Annotated in this window: 15 protein-coding genes and 2 pseudogenes; 15 read left to right on the top strand and 2 right to left on the bottom strand. The window is 40.9% G+C overall.

All coding sequences use genetic code 11. The features are described 5' to 3' along the window. The first annotated feature begins 264 nt into the window (after window positions 1-264). The 8 genes and pseudogenes from MHB82_RS31935 to MHB82_RS31900 all read left to right on the top strand — a co-directional run. Entirely contained in the window at window positions 265-951 is a 687-nt protein-coding gene (locus tag MHB82_RS31935; RefSeq protein WP_341177104.1) for a response regulator transcription factor, read from the top strand. Further along, window positions 908-2029, top strand: a complete 1122-nt coding sequence (locus MHB82_RS31930) for a HAMP domain-containing sensor histidine kinase (RefSeq protein WP_341177103.1) — start codon at window positions 908-910, stop codon at window positions 2027-2029. The genes MHB82_RS31935 and MHB82_RS31930 overlap by 44 nt, the downstream gene beginning before the upstream one ends. Window positions 2030-2731: 702 nt before the next feature. Next, window positions 2732-3307 carry a hypothetical protein gene (locus MHB82_RS31925; protein ID WP_341177102.1) on the top strand — a complete coding sequence of 192 codons (576 nt, stop codon included), beginning with the start codon at window positions 2732-2734 and terminating at the stop codon, window positions 3305-3307. Continuing rightward, window positions 3300-4025, top strand: a complete 726-nt coding sequence (locus MHB82_RS31920; RefSeq protein ID WP_341177101.1) for a cytochrome c biogenesis CcdA family protein — start codon at window positions 3300-3302, stop codon at window positions 4023-4025. The genes MHB82_RS31925 and MHB82_RS31920 overlap by 8 nt, the downstream gene beginning before the upstream one ends. Window positions 4026-4043: 18 nt before the next feature. Further along, complete coding sequence (locus MHB82_RS31915; RefSeq protein ID WP_341177100.1) at window positions 4044-4601, top strand: peroxiredoxin family protein; 558 nt, start codon at window positions 4044-4046, stop codon at window positions 4599-4601. A 216-nt stretch (window positions 4602-4817) separates the two neighbouring features. Next, entirely contained in the window at window positions 4818-5264 is a 447-nt protein-coding gene (locus tag MHB82_RS31910; protein ID WP_341177099.1) for an OsmC family protein, read from the top strand. A 66-nt stretch (window positions 5265-5330) separates the two neighbouring features. After that, on the top strand, window positions 5331-5804 hold the full coding sequence (locus MHB82_RS31905) for a C40 family peptidase (RefSeq protein WP_341177098.1): 474 nt from the start codon (window positions 5331-5333) through the stop codon (window positions 5802-5804). A 145-nt stretch (window positions 5805-5949) separates the two neighbouring features. Beyond that, window positions 5950-6120: pseudogene (locus MHB82_RS31900) on the top strand (helix-turn-helix domain-containing protein); the annotation flags it as partial. A gap of 244 nt (window positions 6121-6364) precedes the next feature. Here MHB82_RS31900 and MHB82_RS32180 read toward each other — a convergent pair. Next, on the bottom strand, window positions 6365-6502 hold the full coding sequence (locus tag MHB82_RS32180; protein ID WP_445671297.1) for a hypothetical protein: 138 nt from the start codon (window positions 6500-6502) through the stop codon (window positions 6365-6367). Window positions 6503-6511: 9 nt separating this feature from the next. Further along, complete coding sequence (locus MHB82_RS31895; RefSeq protein ID WP_341177097.1) at window positions 6512-7051, bottom strand: SgrR family transcriptional regulator; 540 nt, start codon at window positions 7049-7051, stop codon at window positions 6512-6514. A 163-nt stretch (window positions 7052-7214) separates the two neighbouring features. On the opposite strand from MHB82_RS31895, the gene MHB82_RS31890 reads away from it, so the two are divergent. From MHB82_RS31890 to MHB82_RS31865, 7 genes and pseudogenes are all read left to right on the top strand, one after another. Further along, on the top strand, window positions 7215-7421 hold the full coding sequence (locus MHB82_RS31890; RefSeq protein ID WP_341177096.1) for a non-canonical purine NTP pyrophosphatase: 207 nt from the start codon (window positions 7215-7217) through the stop codon (window positions 7419-7421). A 56-nt stretch (window positions 7422-7477) separates the two neighbouring features. Continuing rightward, window positions 7478-7768, top strand: a pseudogene (locus tag MHB82_RS32175) (hypothetical protein); the annotation flags it as partial. A gap of 40 nt (window positions 7769-7808) precedes the next feature. Next, entirely contained in the window at window positions 7809-8846 is a 1038-nt protein-coding gene (locus MHB82_RS31885; RefSeq protein ID WP_341177095.1) for a Gfo/Idh/MocA family protein, read from the top strand. A gap of 556 nt (window positions 8847-9402) precedes the next feature. After that, a complete protein-coding gene (locus MHB82_RS31880) occupies window positions 9403-11892 on the top strand; it encodes a GH39 family glycosyl hydrolase (RefSeq protein ID WP_341177094.1) in 2490 nt (829 codons plus the stop codon). Window positions 11893-12069: 177 nt separating this feature from the next. After that, window positions 12070-13737, top strand: coding sequence for a glycoside hydrolase family 3 protein (locus MHB82_RS31875; RefSeq protein WP_341177093.1), 1668 nt, complete (start codon window positions 12070-12072; stop codon window positions 13735-13737). Window positions 13738-13861: 124 nt separating this feature from the next. Then, window positions 13862-15271: an MFS transporter gene (locus MHB82_RS31870; protein WP_341177092.1), complete on the top strand. Its 1410-nt coding sequence runs from the start codon at window positions 13862-13864 to the stop codon at window positions 15269-15271. Between the two features lie 32 nt (window positions 15272-15303). Further along, on the top strand, window positions 15304-15567 hold the full coding sequence (locus MHB82_RS31865) for an HPr family phosphocarrier protein (protein WP_341177091.1): 264 nt from the start codon (window positions 15304-15306) through the stop codon (window positions 15565-15567). Window positions 15568-16052 lie beyond the last annotated feature (485 nt).

Below are 16052 nucleotides of genomic sequence, written 5' to 3'. Positions count from 1 at the left end.
TATCGAAATAGCTTTAGGTGTGATTGGAGATAAGTAAGTCAAAGATAGTATACTTCCGAGTATTGATGTGATGAATGTACTTACAGATAAAGGGAAGGAAGAACTCATAGACGAAAGTAGTAAAATTTCGTACGATTATATGTAACTACAGTTGGATGGCTTCTTTTTCAGGCCTTATCCAATTTAAATCAACTTCTTTAACGTATCTTAACAAATTACTGCTATTCTCAATCAAATGGTTACTAAACAGGAGGACGTTTTACAATGAAAGGCAAAACAATTCTGATTGTTGAGGATGATCCCAAAATACGACATCTGCTTCAAATATACCTTGAAAAAGAAGGATACGAAATCATGCTAGCAGGAGACGGACTAGAAGGCATGGATGTCTTTGAAAGACTCGATCCCTGTTTTGTTATTATGGATCTCATGCTTCCCTATAAAAGCGGGGAAGAGCTCTGTCAGTGGATTCGTTCCGACATGAATAGTGATACACCAATCATGATGCTCACGGCAAAAGTATCGGAGGAAGAGCGTATTCGGGGATTGCGTCTGGGAGCGGATGATTATGTCACTAAGCCGTTTAGCCCGCGAGAAGTAGTGGCTAGGGTAGAGACCGTTTTGCGCAGGGCGGTCAATCGTTGTAACAAGATCAGTTATAAAGGTTTGACGATAAAACCGCTCCGAGGGGAAGTTAAATTTAATGGTGAACTTGTTTCTTTAACGCTCCATGAATTTAAGCTCTTATATTTTCTTATGCAACATCCCAATCAAATTTTGACAAGAGAACAAATATTGCAGGAACTGTATCCTAATGAAGAACGTACTGTCATTGATCGAACTGTCGACGTGCATATCAGTAAACTCCGGGAGAAAATTGATGTTCTAAAGGATGCTACACGCTTTATTGAAACGATTAGAGGGATGGGGTACAGATTTAATGCAAATTAAACGGTGGATGTTTTGGCGAGAAGGATTGACCTCCAAGCTTATTATAGTCAACGGACTGGTCATTGGGGTTGTCATATGGCTTGTAGGCATATCTGTTAAGGATTTCGCTTGTTTAGTTGTTGCTCAAAATGATTTGGTAGGAGAGGGTAGTAGCGTCTCCTTTAACGAAACAATGAATGCTTATTTATGGAAAGCAATCACGATGGCAACACTATTGGCTGCCATCATTCATTATATCTTTATTCGAAATGTAATATCACCTTTAAAGCAGCTCACAAAGTCTACACAAAGGCTGATGGAAGGGCAGTATCCTGATTTCGTTCCGCCTGTATCTGATGATGAAATCGGCCGGCTCACCCGAAACTTTAATGAACTTGCCAAAACATTGCAACAAAACGAAAAAAAACGAAAACGTCTACTTAGTAATTTATCTCATGAACTGCGAACGCCTTTGAGTAATCTAAACGGCTATTTGGAAGCACTTTCTTGTGGTGTATTGGAAGGCAAACGGGAGCTATTTCAATCATTGCTTGAAGAGTCTCAATATCTCACTCGGATGGTGGAACAGATGCATGAATTGACGATCTGGGAAGGGAAAAAAAATAATAATTTGGTTCTGGAACATGTCAACGTTCATGATTTGATACACCAATCGATTCAATCTTTTCAACTTGAAAGTGAAAAAACTGGAATCCTATTAAATGCCTCAGTACAGGACGGGTATATTGTCGGTGAAGAGGACGGAATCAAGCAAGTTTTGAACAATTTACTTCAAAATGCGTTCATCTATAACACTGGTAAGGAGATCAAGGTCAATGGAAAGTGTGAACAGTCCGTTTATTGGATTACAGTTTCCAATCAGGGTGAACTTATCCCGGAGGATGTCCGGGAATTGGTATTTGAACGTTTCTACCGTGTGGATTCATCAAGGCATCGGGAACAACACCTATATGGGACCGGATTGGGTCTCTCTATTGTAAAGGAGATTGTAGAAGGCTTCGACGGACAAGTGGGGCTTGATTCTGACGGGGAGATGCATCATTTTTGGGTCAAATTTCCCGTAAACAAGCATCCGTAAGTTATGATTATGGGCGAAAATTCGAGTTGATCTTAGCTTAAATTTATAAAATTGGATAAACGGCGACTAAACGAAGAAGTTTAGTTGGTTTCGTTTTTGTATACATTTGTGTATTCTAGAGGCACTTCATTTAATATCTCCAAAGGCCGCCTGTCTGTAGATATCTTACTAGAAAACAAAGCTGTGATAGATCTATCTAAGTAAATCCCTGAAAGAAGGTTAGTATTAAACTACTGTAGTCCTTAGAATCTTATTTTTAACATTTTTTTATACCCCACTTTCTCCTAGATAACTACCTCCTTTAGTTTAGTAGTACACCTAACATTCTCATCGATTTGATTCTCTTAATTCACATTTCTTAAAGTGCGTAACAATACATCAGAGGTTTTGGAAGCCATACTTCAAATGGCTTGGTTTCCTAAGCTTCTCTTTCACATCGATTTTAGTGTTATTATTCTATATTAATCATTCTCACCTCAGATTTCCTTCTCCATAACAGCATGAGAATTTTATCTATTGGTTTATGTATTTTTTCGTTCTTAATCATTTCTTTAAAATGCTAAGTTATTGTCTGCTATAAAGGGGTGATGAAATCCGTTGCACAGTATACAAATTGGATCTTTTATCTTAAATGGTTCATTAATTATGTATTTAAGTTTTGGAGCGGCTGGCTGGCTAGTACTACGTTTTCGCCTCCGAGAATTGGCAACAGACCGAATAGTTTTAACTGCTGTTTCCAATGCATTTTGGTTATGGATCATAATTTGGAAGATGAGTTTTCTGATCTTCCATCCAATTGAAGTCATTCAGAGTCCAGCTACTCTCCTTTACTTTGATGGTGGGGAACGTGGAGAGTGGATAGCAAGCATGGTTGCAGCTGTCTATATCTATATGAAAGCTGCAAAGTTCAGGACTTGTTCAATATCATGGGATAATATTTTGGTTTTATATCTATTGGCAGGTTGGATGATTTATCAAACTTTGTACTTTATCATCGTAGGAAGAACTGCTTGGTTACACGGGGCGAGCGCCGTATTTACTGCAGTTCTTCTCAGCTTTCATTTGTATTCTACGAAAAGTGCGAGCTCTCCAAAAGGGTCAACTTTTGCTGTCTGGTTTTCTATAGGACAAGTCATACTCGAGTTTTGGGATCCTGATCGATCCATCTGGCTTTTATCTTTCAGCAAACATCAATTGTTTTTTCTTGTTGTCGCTATGGTTTTTGCCGGATGGAGTTGGTTGAAAGAAATGAAGCAAAGAGGAGATGAGGATGGATAATATATCGATTATTGCAGCTTTAGCTGCGGGAATACTATCTTTTCTGTCGCCGTGTGTTTTTCCGCTTATCCCTGCTTACATTACTCACTTGACGGGATCATCCGTTCAAGATGGGAAGTTAATTGTACACCGTGGGAAGCTCATGATTCTATCTCTGTTTTTCATTCTTGGCTTTAGTTTCGTCTTTGTTACGATGGGGGCATCGGCAAGCTTTATTGGCCGTTTTTTTGCCGAAGAACGTGAGTTAATCCAAAGAATAAGCGGAATATTAATCATTGTTTTTGGCTTACAGATGGTCGGGATTTTAAATATTAAATTGTTATCTTCTAGTAAAAATTGGGGCATTGAATCGAGAAAGGGTTACGGTACACTTCGTTCGCTACTAACTGGTGTTGCTTTTGGTGCTGGTTGGAGTCCTTGTATCGGTTTAGCACTATCGTCTATTTTACTTCTAGCGGGTTCTTCTGAAACGCTGTGGAATGGAGTTGGTTTACTTACCGTGTATTCGTTAGGAATGGGATTGCCGTTTTTGCTGATTTCTTGGTTGTTAACTTACTCACTTAGAATGATGAAAAAATTGAATAGATGGATTCCCCTTCTTTCGAAACTGAATGGCTGGATTCTCATCGGACTGGGTCTTTTGTTGTTTACTGGACAGTTGCAGAAAATCAGTGCTTGGTTGGCCCAATATACATTTTGGGATGTTAACTTCTTCTAGTGTAAGGAGTGGAACCGGATGAAAAAGAGCATTATTGCTTTACTTGTTTTGGTGGGGCTCATTGTCTACAGTGCTTATGATTATTTTAAAAAGTTGCCTGGCGATACTACACAAATGACGGAGCCAGTTTTGGAAAACTTCGAAACAGGTATTCAGAAAGGACAGTTGGCACCTGATTTTACGGTTAAGGATTTACAAGGGAATCAGGTTAAACTGTCTGATTTTAAGGGAAAAAGAGTGCTGCTCAATTTCTGGGCGACCTGGTGTCCACCATGTCGTGTTGAAATGCCTCATATGCAAAAGTTTTTCGACGATAATCAATCAGAAAATGTGGTCATTTTAGGCGTTAATATGACTCAAACCGAGAAAAATAAGGATGATATTCAAACTTTTGTTGATGATGAACATCTTACGTTTCCGATCGTATTGGATGAAGACGGAGAAGTTTTGCAAACCTATCAAGTTATTGCTTATCCTACGACCTACTTGTTGGATTCGGAAGGCGTGATTCAGGAGAAATTTATGGGAGCTTTTAGTTACGAAATTATGGAAAGATATGTTTCCCAAATTGAATAAGATATGAAATTCTTATACAGGACAAGTCTAAAAAGAATAACAGAATGGTAAGTACAATTGGATAGTTTCAAAGAGACACTCATGTATCCGGTCAGCTATAATTTTTTCAACTTTATAAAATCTTAAAAATCAGATTATATGATTTTTACGGTCAAAAAATAATAGATTCATATCATATCAATGTACTTGCCTAACATTACTATGAGGAGTGAAGTTATGTCAGAACAGTCTAACAAAATGTACACGGTCTGGAACCAGAATGCAAAAGGTAATGGAAATATTCAAAGCAAGAATTTGAATGTACGAATTGCAATCCCTACTTCTAAAGGTGGAAGTGGGGAAGGAGCTGAGCCGAAACAACTGCTGATTGCGGCAGCTGTAGCATGTTTCACGACAACGTTAGCGTACCTGCTTGATCGAAGTGGGATCCCCGTTGTTGAACTTAATGTCGAAACCGATAGTAGTACTCCCAATGGTGTCAACAATTTAAGCATCATTCATCTTCCTCAAATCGTATTGCAACCGGATGCTTCACAGGAGGATATTGATAAAACAGATACTTTAATTCTACAGGCAGAAGAGCAGTGCCATATTGGTCAATTGTTAATTAAAGCTGGTCTTTCAGTAAGCGTTAAAGGCAGAGTTACAATTAAAGATGCTTAAATTGAAATAGTTATTCATAGATTACAGCTAGTACAAGATAAATTACTGTTAAGGAGCGATCACATATTGAAGAAAGTGATGACAGTTGCTCTGGGTGCTGCACTCTTACTTTCGGTATTTTCGGAAACAAGTTTCGCTGAAGTGCGCATAGAGAATCAAGTAAATGAAGTAATGGGAACACCTTACCTTTTGGGCGGGACAACAACTTCGGGATTTGATTGTTCAGGATTTATTCTTTATATAATGAGTCAGTATGGAGTTGAACTGGCACGTACTTCGCAATCTCAAGCTAAGCAAGGCGTCGAAGTTAAAGTTGATGAACTTCGAACTGGAGATCTGGTATTCTTTAACACGAGTGGGAAAGGAATATCACATGCAGGAATTTATCTTGGAGATAATGCTTTTGCACATTCTTCAACGAGTAAAGGAGTCACCATAAGTAAACTTAGTGAGCGGTATTATAAGGATAGATATGTAACTGCAAGACGAGTGGTATCTAAGTATAACGTAAAGAAAATGGAAGCTGAGTTGAATACGTAAACAATAATGAATAATCCATAGTATCGAGGAAAAATACCATATATACGCACATGTTTTGCATAGCGCGTCAATTTTGCGAAGCAGATATCGTAGATCAAGAGTATGATTCCACTCAGAGTCGCTATTATTCTTTCGAGGATGTAGCAAAGGAAAAGGGGACGAACGTCCACGTAAATTAGATGGAAATGTCATGAGGGCGATACAAATGTATGAGAGCAAAGAGTACAGTCTTGCTGAGATACATGAAGAAACAGGTATAAGTAAAACAACATTGTACCGATATTTAAGTTCGCAAGTTAGACTTAATTATAAATAGTTACCAGGACAGCCGGTCAACATGATCGGTTGCTTTTATTCGGCTAGCGGGCAAGTTAGCGAAGGGATAGTGGCTAAGGTAAAAAAGACCATATTAGCTGATCACACCAATGTCATTGATTCCATTTGTAGTTTGAAGAACACAGGAGTAATTTAAATTAAAAGAAAAACATTTCATTAAGTTAACAAAAAACGTTAGCTCAATAAAAATAAAAGTGAACTGCACCCCAATTGTTGGACACCATCTAACAATTGGAGGTACTATCCAATGGAATCTCAGTCCATTCCGTTCGTCCAACTGTCGACGTTAAACGCTTAAGAGTATAGACAACATCCTTAGCATGCAATTCGGTATTATCGTGAAAGAGTACCCCTTTTCGTATGTAAAAAGTCTAAGTGGTTTCCGTGTTATCCGTTTCCCAATAATAAGCCACATAAGGAATGATTTCGTCGTCCTCATCACTTTTAGTAACGAGAGTGTCAAAGAGTTGGCGAGCTATATGCCACTCCGTGCGCCGCAGGGTAAATAAAGGATCTAAATTAGGCATACTTCGGTAAAAAGGCAAGCGTAGTGTATCTAGTTGAGAATTCTCATTATTATCGACTCGGTAACCATACTGTCCCTCAAGCCAATGTACAAACCGACCACGTGTCATAACATCCACGTCATGCTCTTCAAGTAACCGTACTCCATCATGAAACCTTCCTTTACTCGTTGCTTCCTTGGCGAGTGTAAGCACGACCTCCGCTTCGGAAATTAATATCGTTAGTGTAGAACGATTACCTCGTCCACGTCCTGGCAACCAAGCAATCCACCCGGCCGTACACAAACGCCGTATGATCCACTTCACATTGCGTGGCGTACAGTTCCAGATGGTGCCAAGTTCTTGTAAAGTCGTCTTCTGTTTAAATCTGCGATTCCAGCTTACCAAATAATTTCTTTAGATTGAAGAAATGTTCTGATAACTGCAGAATATTCACCTCCAAATAAAAGGGGAAGTTTTAAATCGAAGAGTATACTCTTTTTATATCCCTTTTTCCAAGTACAATTATAGCATAAGAACCATGAGCGTAGCTGAATAGGAGGAGCAGATGATGGAGATTGTTTTTGCCACTTGGAATTCAGAGAAAGCCCAGTGGATAAAGAAAGGATTACTCATATTACCGATCCCAATAAGGGTGCTATTTGCAGGTGAAGTGGACGAAGTTGATGAGGTTGGTAATACCTTTGAGGAAAACGCACTTCTGAAAGCCAACGCAGTTCCGATGAAATCCAATAGAATAATCGTTGCGGAAGTGTAAATGTTTTAGACGGAAATCCAGGCGTTCGTACTGCACGGTGGGCTCCGGGTACGGATGATGATCGAAGTGTTAAATTACTTGCGAAACTAAAACATGTGACCAATCCAGCATTTTGTATAGCACGTTTTAAGAGTGTAGTCGCAATTCGGTTTCCGGATGGTAGTAGTTCTTTTACATACGGAGAGTTAGAAGGGAGAATCGCATTCAGTCAACGTATCGTGAAATGTCTCATTTCTTCCATTGTATTCGGCACGGATCAAAGCCCAAGGTCACATTCCAGGATGCTTGTATGGCTTCCAAGATTGCGCGGGCAGCACTCGAATCTGCTCACAGCGGGTTGCCTGTGAAAATGTTGGGTTTTGAGGAGGGGAAGGGGGGATTCTTCGGATGAAAAGACTGCGTATTGGCATGATTAGCTTCGCTCATTCTCATGCTTTCAGCTACTTTCGGGAGCTTGCAGCGATTGACAACGCGGAGGTAGTTGCCATCGCTGATGAAAATAGAGAGCGGATCCAGAGCCTTATTGAACATGGGTATATCTCTTATTACGATGATTATCGCAACATGCTAAAGATTCCAGAGATTGATGCCGTGATTATATGTTCAGAGAATGTGAATCATGCAAGCATGGTGATGGAGAGTGCCCGCGCGGGCAAGCATATTTTATGTGAAAAACCACTTGGTGTAGGTATGGATGAAATGAAGATTATGGTCGAAATCTGTTCCCAATATGGGGTTCAACTGATGACTGCATTTCCCTGTAGATATTTGCCTGCCGTATTGGAGACAAAGAGGGCGCTGGAACGAGGAGACATAGGGCAAGTGGTTGCCGTTAAAGGATACAATCGAGGGACAGTACCAGAGGGATGGTTTTTGGAGTCTTCTTTATCCGGGGGTGGAGCAATTTTGGATCATACAGTCCATATTGCTGATTTGCTTCGGTGGCTGTTTAAGATTGAACCGATAGCGGTATACGCCGAACTAGGGCACCTGTTTCAAGATCTGGAAGTGGAAGACTCGGGCATGGTGCATATTGAATTCGACCAGGGACTGATTGCATTAATTGATACAAGCTGGTCGAGAAACCGGAAGTATCCGTTCTGGGGAGATGTGAAATTGGATATCATCGGTACGGAAGGCGTTATACACTTGGATGCTTTTGCACAGACGAATGAGGTTTACAGCGATCTAGAGGATAAAGCAAGATGGAGCTACTGGGGCGAGCGTATGAATTATTATATGCTGAAGGATTTCGTGGACGCGCTTGTAACTGAAAGAGGTGTGTCCGTTACCGGGGAAGATGGTTTGCTGGCTACTTCCATTGCCTTGGCAGCTTACGAGTCGGTCAAGAGTGAAGGCAAAGTGGCGTTAAAGAAAGCGAACCTGGAGCCTTACAGGAGAAATAATATAATCGGTGAGCCCTAGTTTTAGGCCCATAATGATGAGGACCCTCGGATAAGCAATCAGGGTCTTTTGTTACTATGCAGACGTCAGTAACCATTATAAAAGACCAGCGAAATAAAAGTGTACGCACCAGCAACGGACTTTTGCATCAGTATTGGTAACTACTCCTGTCCGGGCCTTCCAGTAGCTTCTCACAAGTATATGTTATAATGATTAGGCAAAAAATTTACTAAAAGGGTTAGCTAAGCTTCCTCACGCATTATTGAAATATGTTTTATTACTAACCTTATACCCTAGAGGTTCATGGGAAAAAGAAAAACTACCTTGACTAATAACAATTAATACATAAGGTAATTATAACTATTGATGATTGGATGTCGGAATCGATTACGAACACGAAGATAATTATGGAAGGGGCTCGTAGTTAATAAGGATTGCGCCTTGGAGGAGAAATCGGTTACAGTTGAGCGACAGCATAAAGTTTGTGCGAGAAGGGTGTGATTTAACAAGATGAAGTATAACAAGAAAATAATAATTGGCTCGTCATTTCTCCGATTAAAAAGCTAGGTGGTATAAAATGGACTATACATATGAACTGATCCGAACAGATGAAAAACTTCCCTTAAACATATTTTTCCACAGTGTCCGATACGTCCCCACCCACTGGCATGACAGCATTGAAATTTTATTCGTCTTGAAGGGCAATGCGGATGTATATGTGCAGAACGAATCTTTTGATCTAAACAAGGATGATCTTATCCTTATCAATAGTAATGAAATCCATACGATCCAATCCGATAAAGACAACCTGCTATTGGCACTGCAAATTCCCTCTTCCTTTCTTAAGGAGCAGGGAGTGGATCAGGAGCAGATAACGTTTAACTGTTGTTCGTTCCGGAGCGGACCAGCAGAGCAAAGTAAGTTTGATGAAATCCGTGCACTGCTTGCGTCCATTATGTGGGTCTATAACAAGGCGGGCTACAGTTATGAAGTCAAAATTCGGTCACTTCTCCTTGAATTGATATATTTGTTGCTCAGGAACTTCAGAAGCGGACAGACGAAATATGTTCGAACTAGCAAGAAGAATATGGAACGGTTGCTTAAGTTAAACGAATATATCCAGGCCAATTACAACCAGCCGTTATCGTTAAACGAGCTTGCGGAGCGTGAAAACTTTTCAGTTTCGTATCTATCTAGATTTTTTCAGACAAGTATGGGGATTACGTTCCGAGCATATCTAACACGCATCCGGTTGGAGTATGCGATGAAAGATATGCTAACAACTGACTATCCCATCATTAAGATTGCATTAGATAACGGTTTTCCAAATTTGAAATCGTTTCATAAAGCATTTAAAGATGTTTATCAAACGACGCCAGCCGAATACCGTAAGCAAGTAGGAACGACCCCTGACCCACGACAAGTCAAGAAGTCTTATATAGCTTATGATCGTGAAAATGCATTACTTAGCCTATTTAAATATTTACCTGACCAGAGTGATGGAAAGAGTCTCACGGCCACCTGGCAAAGCGTCGTAGTGAAGCACTACAACATTCGTCTGACAAGCCCGGGAAAGTCACTCAATCATACGTGGAAAACGTTATGTACGATAGGGAAAGCGAAGGAGGCACTGTATGGCCCTGTTCAACAGCATTTGAAAATGGTGCAGGAGACCGTTGGTTTCCGTTATATCCGATTTCATGGCATATTTGATGATGAGATGATGGTGTATCGGAGAGATACGGAAGGAAATCCGATTTTCAATTTCACCTATGTCGACCAGGTATTTGATTTTCTACTCTCGATCGGTTTGCGACCGTTTATCCAACTCGGATTTATACCTGGGGAAATGGCCGATAAAATGAAAACTTTCTTCTATAAAACGAGCTATGTTAGCATGCCTCAAAATATGGAGCATTGGGTCTTAATGATAAAAGCGTTTGTCCAACATTTGATTGACCGATACGGCCTCGAGGAGGTTAAGGACTGGAAATTCGAATTTTGGAACGAACCTGATTTGAAAATTTTCTGGTCAGATTCTTTTGAGTCTTACGTCCACTTTTACAAAACAAGCTTTGATGCGGTAAAAAGTATTTGTTCGGATTTGCAGTTTGGGGGACCTGCCATTTTGAGTGATTCCCTAACTTCGGGCGACTGGATGAAACGATATTGGACATTTTGCAGTGAGCACAATTGCAGACCGGACTTTATCTCATTACACATATATCCGGTGACCTTCAATGCTTGGACAGAGTCACAATCGCCGTTCTCTGATATTCAATTTGCTGACGAAAATTATATGACGAGAACAATATTGAAAATAAAAACACTGCTTAAAGACATGGGTGCACAGGGACTAGAGCTATATGTGACGGAGTGGAACTCCACCGTTCATCATCGAGAATTGACAAACGACACCTGTTTTAAATCAGCTTACATTGTAAAAAACATCGTGGAAACATTGGACGATACAGATAGCATGGGGTACTGGACTATCACCGATCTGTTGGAGGAGTTACCTCCTCCAGATGAGACGTTTCACGGCGGACTTGGACTTGTAACGATTAATGGGATCAAGAAGTCCAGTTTTTACGCGTACGAATTGTTGGCCAGGCTTGGGAATAGGTTGTTAGAGCGAGGGGAAGGATATTGCATCACGAAGACCCTTGATGGCTCATTACAATTGATACTGTATCATTATTGCCATTATGACAATCTGTATCAAATGAACGATACACTGGACATTCATTCGCTTAATCGATATCACGTTTTTACTGACTCCGGGCAACTGCAGCTTACGTTCAGCATCGAAGGTTTGACAGCGGGGATTTATGAGATCAGAAAAACTACAATTAACCGGGAACACGGGAGCGCGTATGATTTATGGCTCGAGATGGGACACCCATCAATACTGACACCACAGGATGTTCAGTACTTAAACATGTGTAGTCAACCTCAATTAACTATAAAAAGAGAAAGGGTTTCAGATATTTTAAAGCTGGGTAGTATATTGAACCCTCACGAAGTTCAAATGTTCGAAATTAGGCCCACTAATAATGGATCTTGAAAAGGAGCAACCTTTCAAGGTCCTTTTTTTGTCTGGATTTTAGTCAAGCTAACATTTTAATCCCTCGTTAGGTCAAAAAGTAACATTGTTTTCAACAAATGAAGGGAAGATCGTAAAGGACCACAGCTTTATAATAGTCATCGTAAACGTTTTCAAATCTTAGGAGGAATAGACATAATGAATATATTAAGCAGTAGGCCTTTTAATTTGAATCAACAGCAAGTTCATTGGGTCGAACAAACACTTGCGAAATTATCTATGGAAGAAAAGGTAGGGCAACTGTTTGTACTTCCTTACGGGAAAGAATATCAATTGGATTCGGAGATGGTTCAACGCATAAAGCCGGGAGGTTTTTGTGTATTTGGATTTGAACCGGAAGATACGAAGGAAAGCCAGCATGGTCTAATCCAACGTTTTCAGAGTGAAAGTGAAGTTCCACTACTTATCTCGGGTGACTTGGAAATCGGTGGAAAAGGCGGCACGGTGGATGGCACCAATTTGGGAACTAATATGCAGATAGCAGCCGCGAATGACCCTCAGCTTTCTCGTGCGTTCGGCGAAGCCATTGATGCCGAAGGATCGGCGATGGGCTTTAACTGGGCTTTCGGGCCTGTTGTAGATATAAATTATAACTTTCAAAATCCAATCGTAAATACCCGTGCTTTCGGCGATTCCCCGGACGTTGTTCTACGAAATGCGATTCCTGTTATTCAAGGCATTCAACATAGCGGTAACATGGCCGCTTGTGTGAAACATTGGCCGGGAGACGGTATGGATGATCGGTGTCAGCATAAAGCTTTGACTGTAAATTCCATGAGCATGGAAGAGTGGAGGTCTACATTCGGCGAGGTGTACAAACAGTCGTTTGAAAATGGGGTCAAGACTGTCATGAGCGCTCACATTGCACTACCGGCATACTATGAGGAGCTTGGTGTTACGGATTTAAGAACCAAATACACACCAGGTTCGTTGTCTTATGAACTGAATGTGAAGCTGCTTCGCGAGGAGCTTGGCTTTAACGGTCTGATCGTTTCTGATGCAACAGTGATGCATGGCATGCAGATCTGGGGAAAACGTAGTGAAATCGTACCTCAATGCATAGCATCCGGTGTCGATATGTTCTTGTTTACTCGAGAAACAGAATATGATTTTGAGGCGATGATTCAGGGAGTAAGAAATGGCGTCATATCAGAAGAGCGATTGAATGAAGCAGTAACTCGCATTCTGGCGTTGAAAGCTTCATTGGGACTTCATCAACCGGGTATCACAACTGGCGACAATAACCTGTCCGTCGTTGGGAGCGCTGAGTACCAGCAACTGGCAATTGAACTTGCGAAAAAATCAGTCACACTCGTGAAGGATACGCAACAGATCCTCCCACTCTCCCCTGCTGTTCAGAAGAAAATCTTACTTCAAGTTGCATCAGAAGAGAACTCCTTTTTTAGTACCGAAGGTTTCAACGGTGCAGAATTTGAAGAAAAACTTGTGCGAGAAGGGTTCGAGGTTATTCGGGAATATGAGCTTAAAGAAACAGATAACGATGTAGATGTCGTAATTCACTTGATCAAGAAGTCGCCGGGATTCCTTGAATCCACTATTCGGCTTGGTCTGCAAGAGATGGGAGGACTTATGGATTGGTACCCGACCCGTATTCCGACAATTGTCATCTCACTCGGAAACCCGTATATCCTGTACGAGATGCCTTCTGTATCAACACTTATTAATGCCTATAACGCGACGGAGACGGTGCAGGAGGAAATCGTAAACGCGCTGATCGGTAAACAACCGTTCCTAGGCGCATCCCCTGTTGATGCTTTCTGCGGAATGGAATGGGCGAAATTATAAATAGTTAGTCCTTATAATCATGCGTGATTGGCACTTCGCTGCCTTAAACTTTTCGTGAAGGGTCAGCGCAGTGCTAACTCGCGTTTGAAGGAGAGAACTACCTTTGAAAGGAGCTTAAAATGAGATGAGTACAAAAGACTCAGTAGATCTCTCGGGGAATTTCAGTGGGCCGGACGGTAAAGCAATCGCTGAAAATCATAATCTTGCAAAGATTGGATTCAAGGAAAGAATAGGGTACGGCGTAGGAGACTTAGCAAGTAATCTGATCTGGACAGCGGCAGGGACCTTTTTAAGTTTCTACTACACGGATGTAATCGGATTGTCTGCAGGAGCAATAGGAACGCTTCTTCTAATCGCTCGTGTGTTTGACGGGATTGTCGACCTTGGAGTCGGAGCACTTGTCGACAAGACAAAGTCACGGTACGGCAAAGCCCGACCTTGGTTGCTATGGGGGGCGATTCCTTTTGGTGTAGCGGGGGTGCTTTTATTTTCAGTCCCTAATATTGGGGCGACCGGAGCTTTAATATATGCTTATATCACTTATTTAATTATGAATATTGTATATTCTGCCATCAATGTACCTTATGGAGTTTTAAATTCATTGCTGACCCAAGACTCTTATGAGCGCTCTCTGCTTAATATTTACCGGATGGTAATGGCGTATTCGGGTGCAATACTTGTTACCTTTCTGACTATGCCACTTATAAATCTGTTCGGAGGAGGTAAATCAGGCTGGATTTTTACATTCGTTCTGTTTGCGATACTTGCTGTCGCATCATTTTTGACTACCTTTGCTACTACCAAGGAACGGGTCAAACCATCGGTTGTACAAAAGGAAATACCTTTCAAGCGAGCAGTTCGTGGCTTGTTTCGCAATAAGTATTGGGGATTGATGCTTGGTTTTGTTGTAACTTTCTTTATAGGATTCGGCATTATCACCGGAATGAACGTATATTTTACCCAATATATCCTGAAAGACAGCGGACTTGTAGGATTAATAGGCATGGCAACCCTGGTTCCGATACTCGGCGGATTGTTCATAATCGCGCCTTTCATCAAAAGATATGGGAAGCGAAATACTGCTATGGTGGGCAGTATTATTACAATTGTAGGATCACTAATCATTGCAATAAATCCAGATAACCTTTCGGTTGTGTTGACGGGCATCATTATCAGGTCTATTGGAACAATGCCGATCCACGCTTCTATCTTTGCCATGCTAGCTGATACCGTTGATTACGGTGAATGGAAAACCGGCATGAGGACGGAAGGATTGGTCTATAGTGCGGGGAGCTTAGGGACAAAAGCAGGGAGCGGTCTTGGTGCTGCCTTCATAGGATGGGGTCTTGCTCTTGGAGGCTACGTCGGCGGTCAGGATACAATCAGCAGCACGGCCCACACGGCGATCCAGTTCCTCTTTATCTATCTACCAGCTATTATGGCTATTTTGCAAATTATCATCTTGTGGTTTTACAAGCTCGATAAGAGTTACCCGCAAATGATTAAGGAGCTGGAAGCTGTTCGGACAAACTAAGAAGCCGTCTAAACAACTGAGAGGAGAAGGTTATGACTTCAATCGAAGTAACGGTACAGCAAAGTGGGTTCCCATTACTGTTTGCTAAACAATTCACTGAAACGGCAGCTGCTTTCATTGAAGAGGAAATCCGTGTCATTTGGCCGACTAAAAATATCATTTCAGATGCCAAAAGTATTCTCGGGGTGATGGCGCTTGAAGTAATAACCGGTACGACACTTACCATTACTGCTCAAGGACCTAAGGAGCAGGTAGCCGCCGAAAAACTAGCTGAATTAATTCGGCAGAATCAATAAATTATATATGAGTTGTACACGCCAGGTGATAAAAGAAATACATTGAGGAATGTAAAGCAACTTAATAATTCGTAGAAGTTGGATCTCCGTCTCATTATGAAGCTCTCCGTAAATTTGAAAATTGAGTTGAGAGAACTCGTTTTGACACTATGTTAAAAGGTTCCAAAAAGTGAATATAGGCCGCCTACTTTAGCTTATCTAAAGGATTTGATGCTTTTTCTATGTAAGCCTATACAATATGCATGGAACCAATACAACGACCCTTAAACCAGATTTCTTGGATAAGAGGGTCGTTGATTTACTTATTATTAGGTCTAATTAACGTGCTTGATTAGACTTTATCTAATTTTTGTGAGAGAAATTTAAAGATCTATCAAGCTCTCCTACAAAAAAGACGGAAAACGTGGCTGAATTCACATTGAATTCGATCTGAATCTTTTAACTTGCGTAAATTTTATGGACATCGGTTCATCTAAAGTTTGAAT

This window comes from Paenibacillus sp. FSL K6-2862 (genome assembly GCF_038005125.1).
Taxonomy (GTDB): domain Bacteria; phylum Bacillota; class Bacilli; order Paenibacillales; family Paenibacillaceae; genus Paenibacillus; species Paenibacillus illinoisensis_A.
This window is presented reverse-complemented; position numbering and strand designations above follow the sequence as displayed.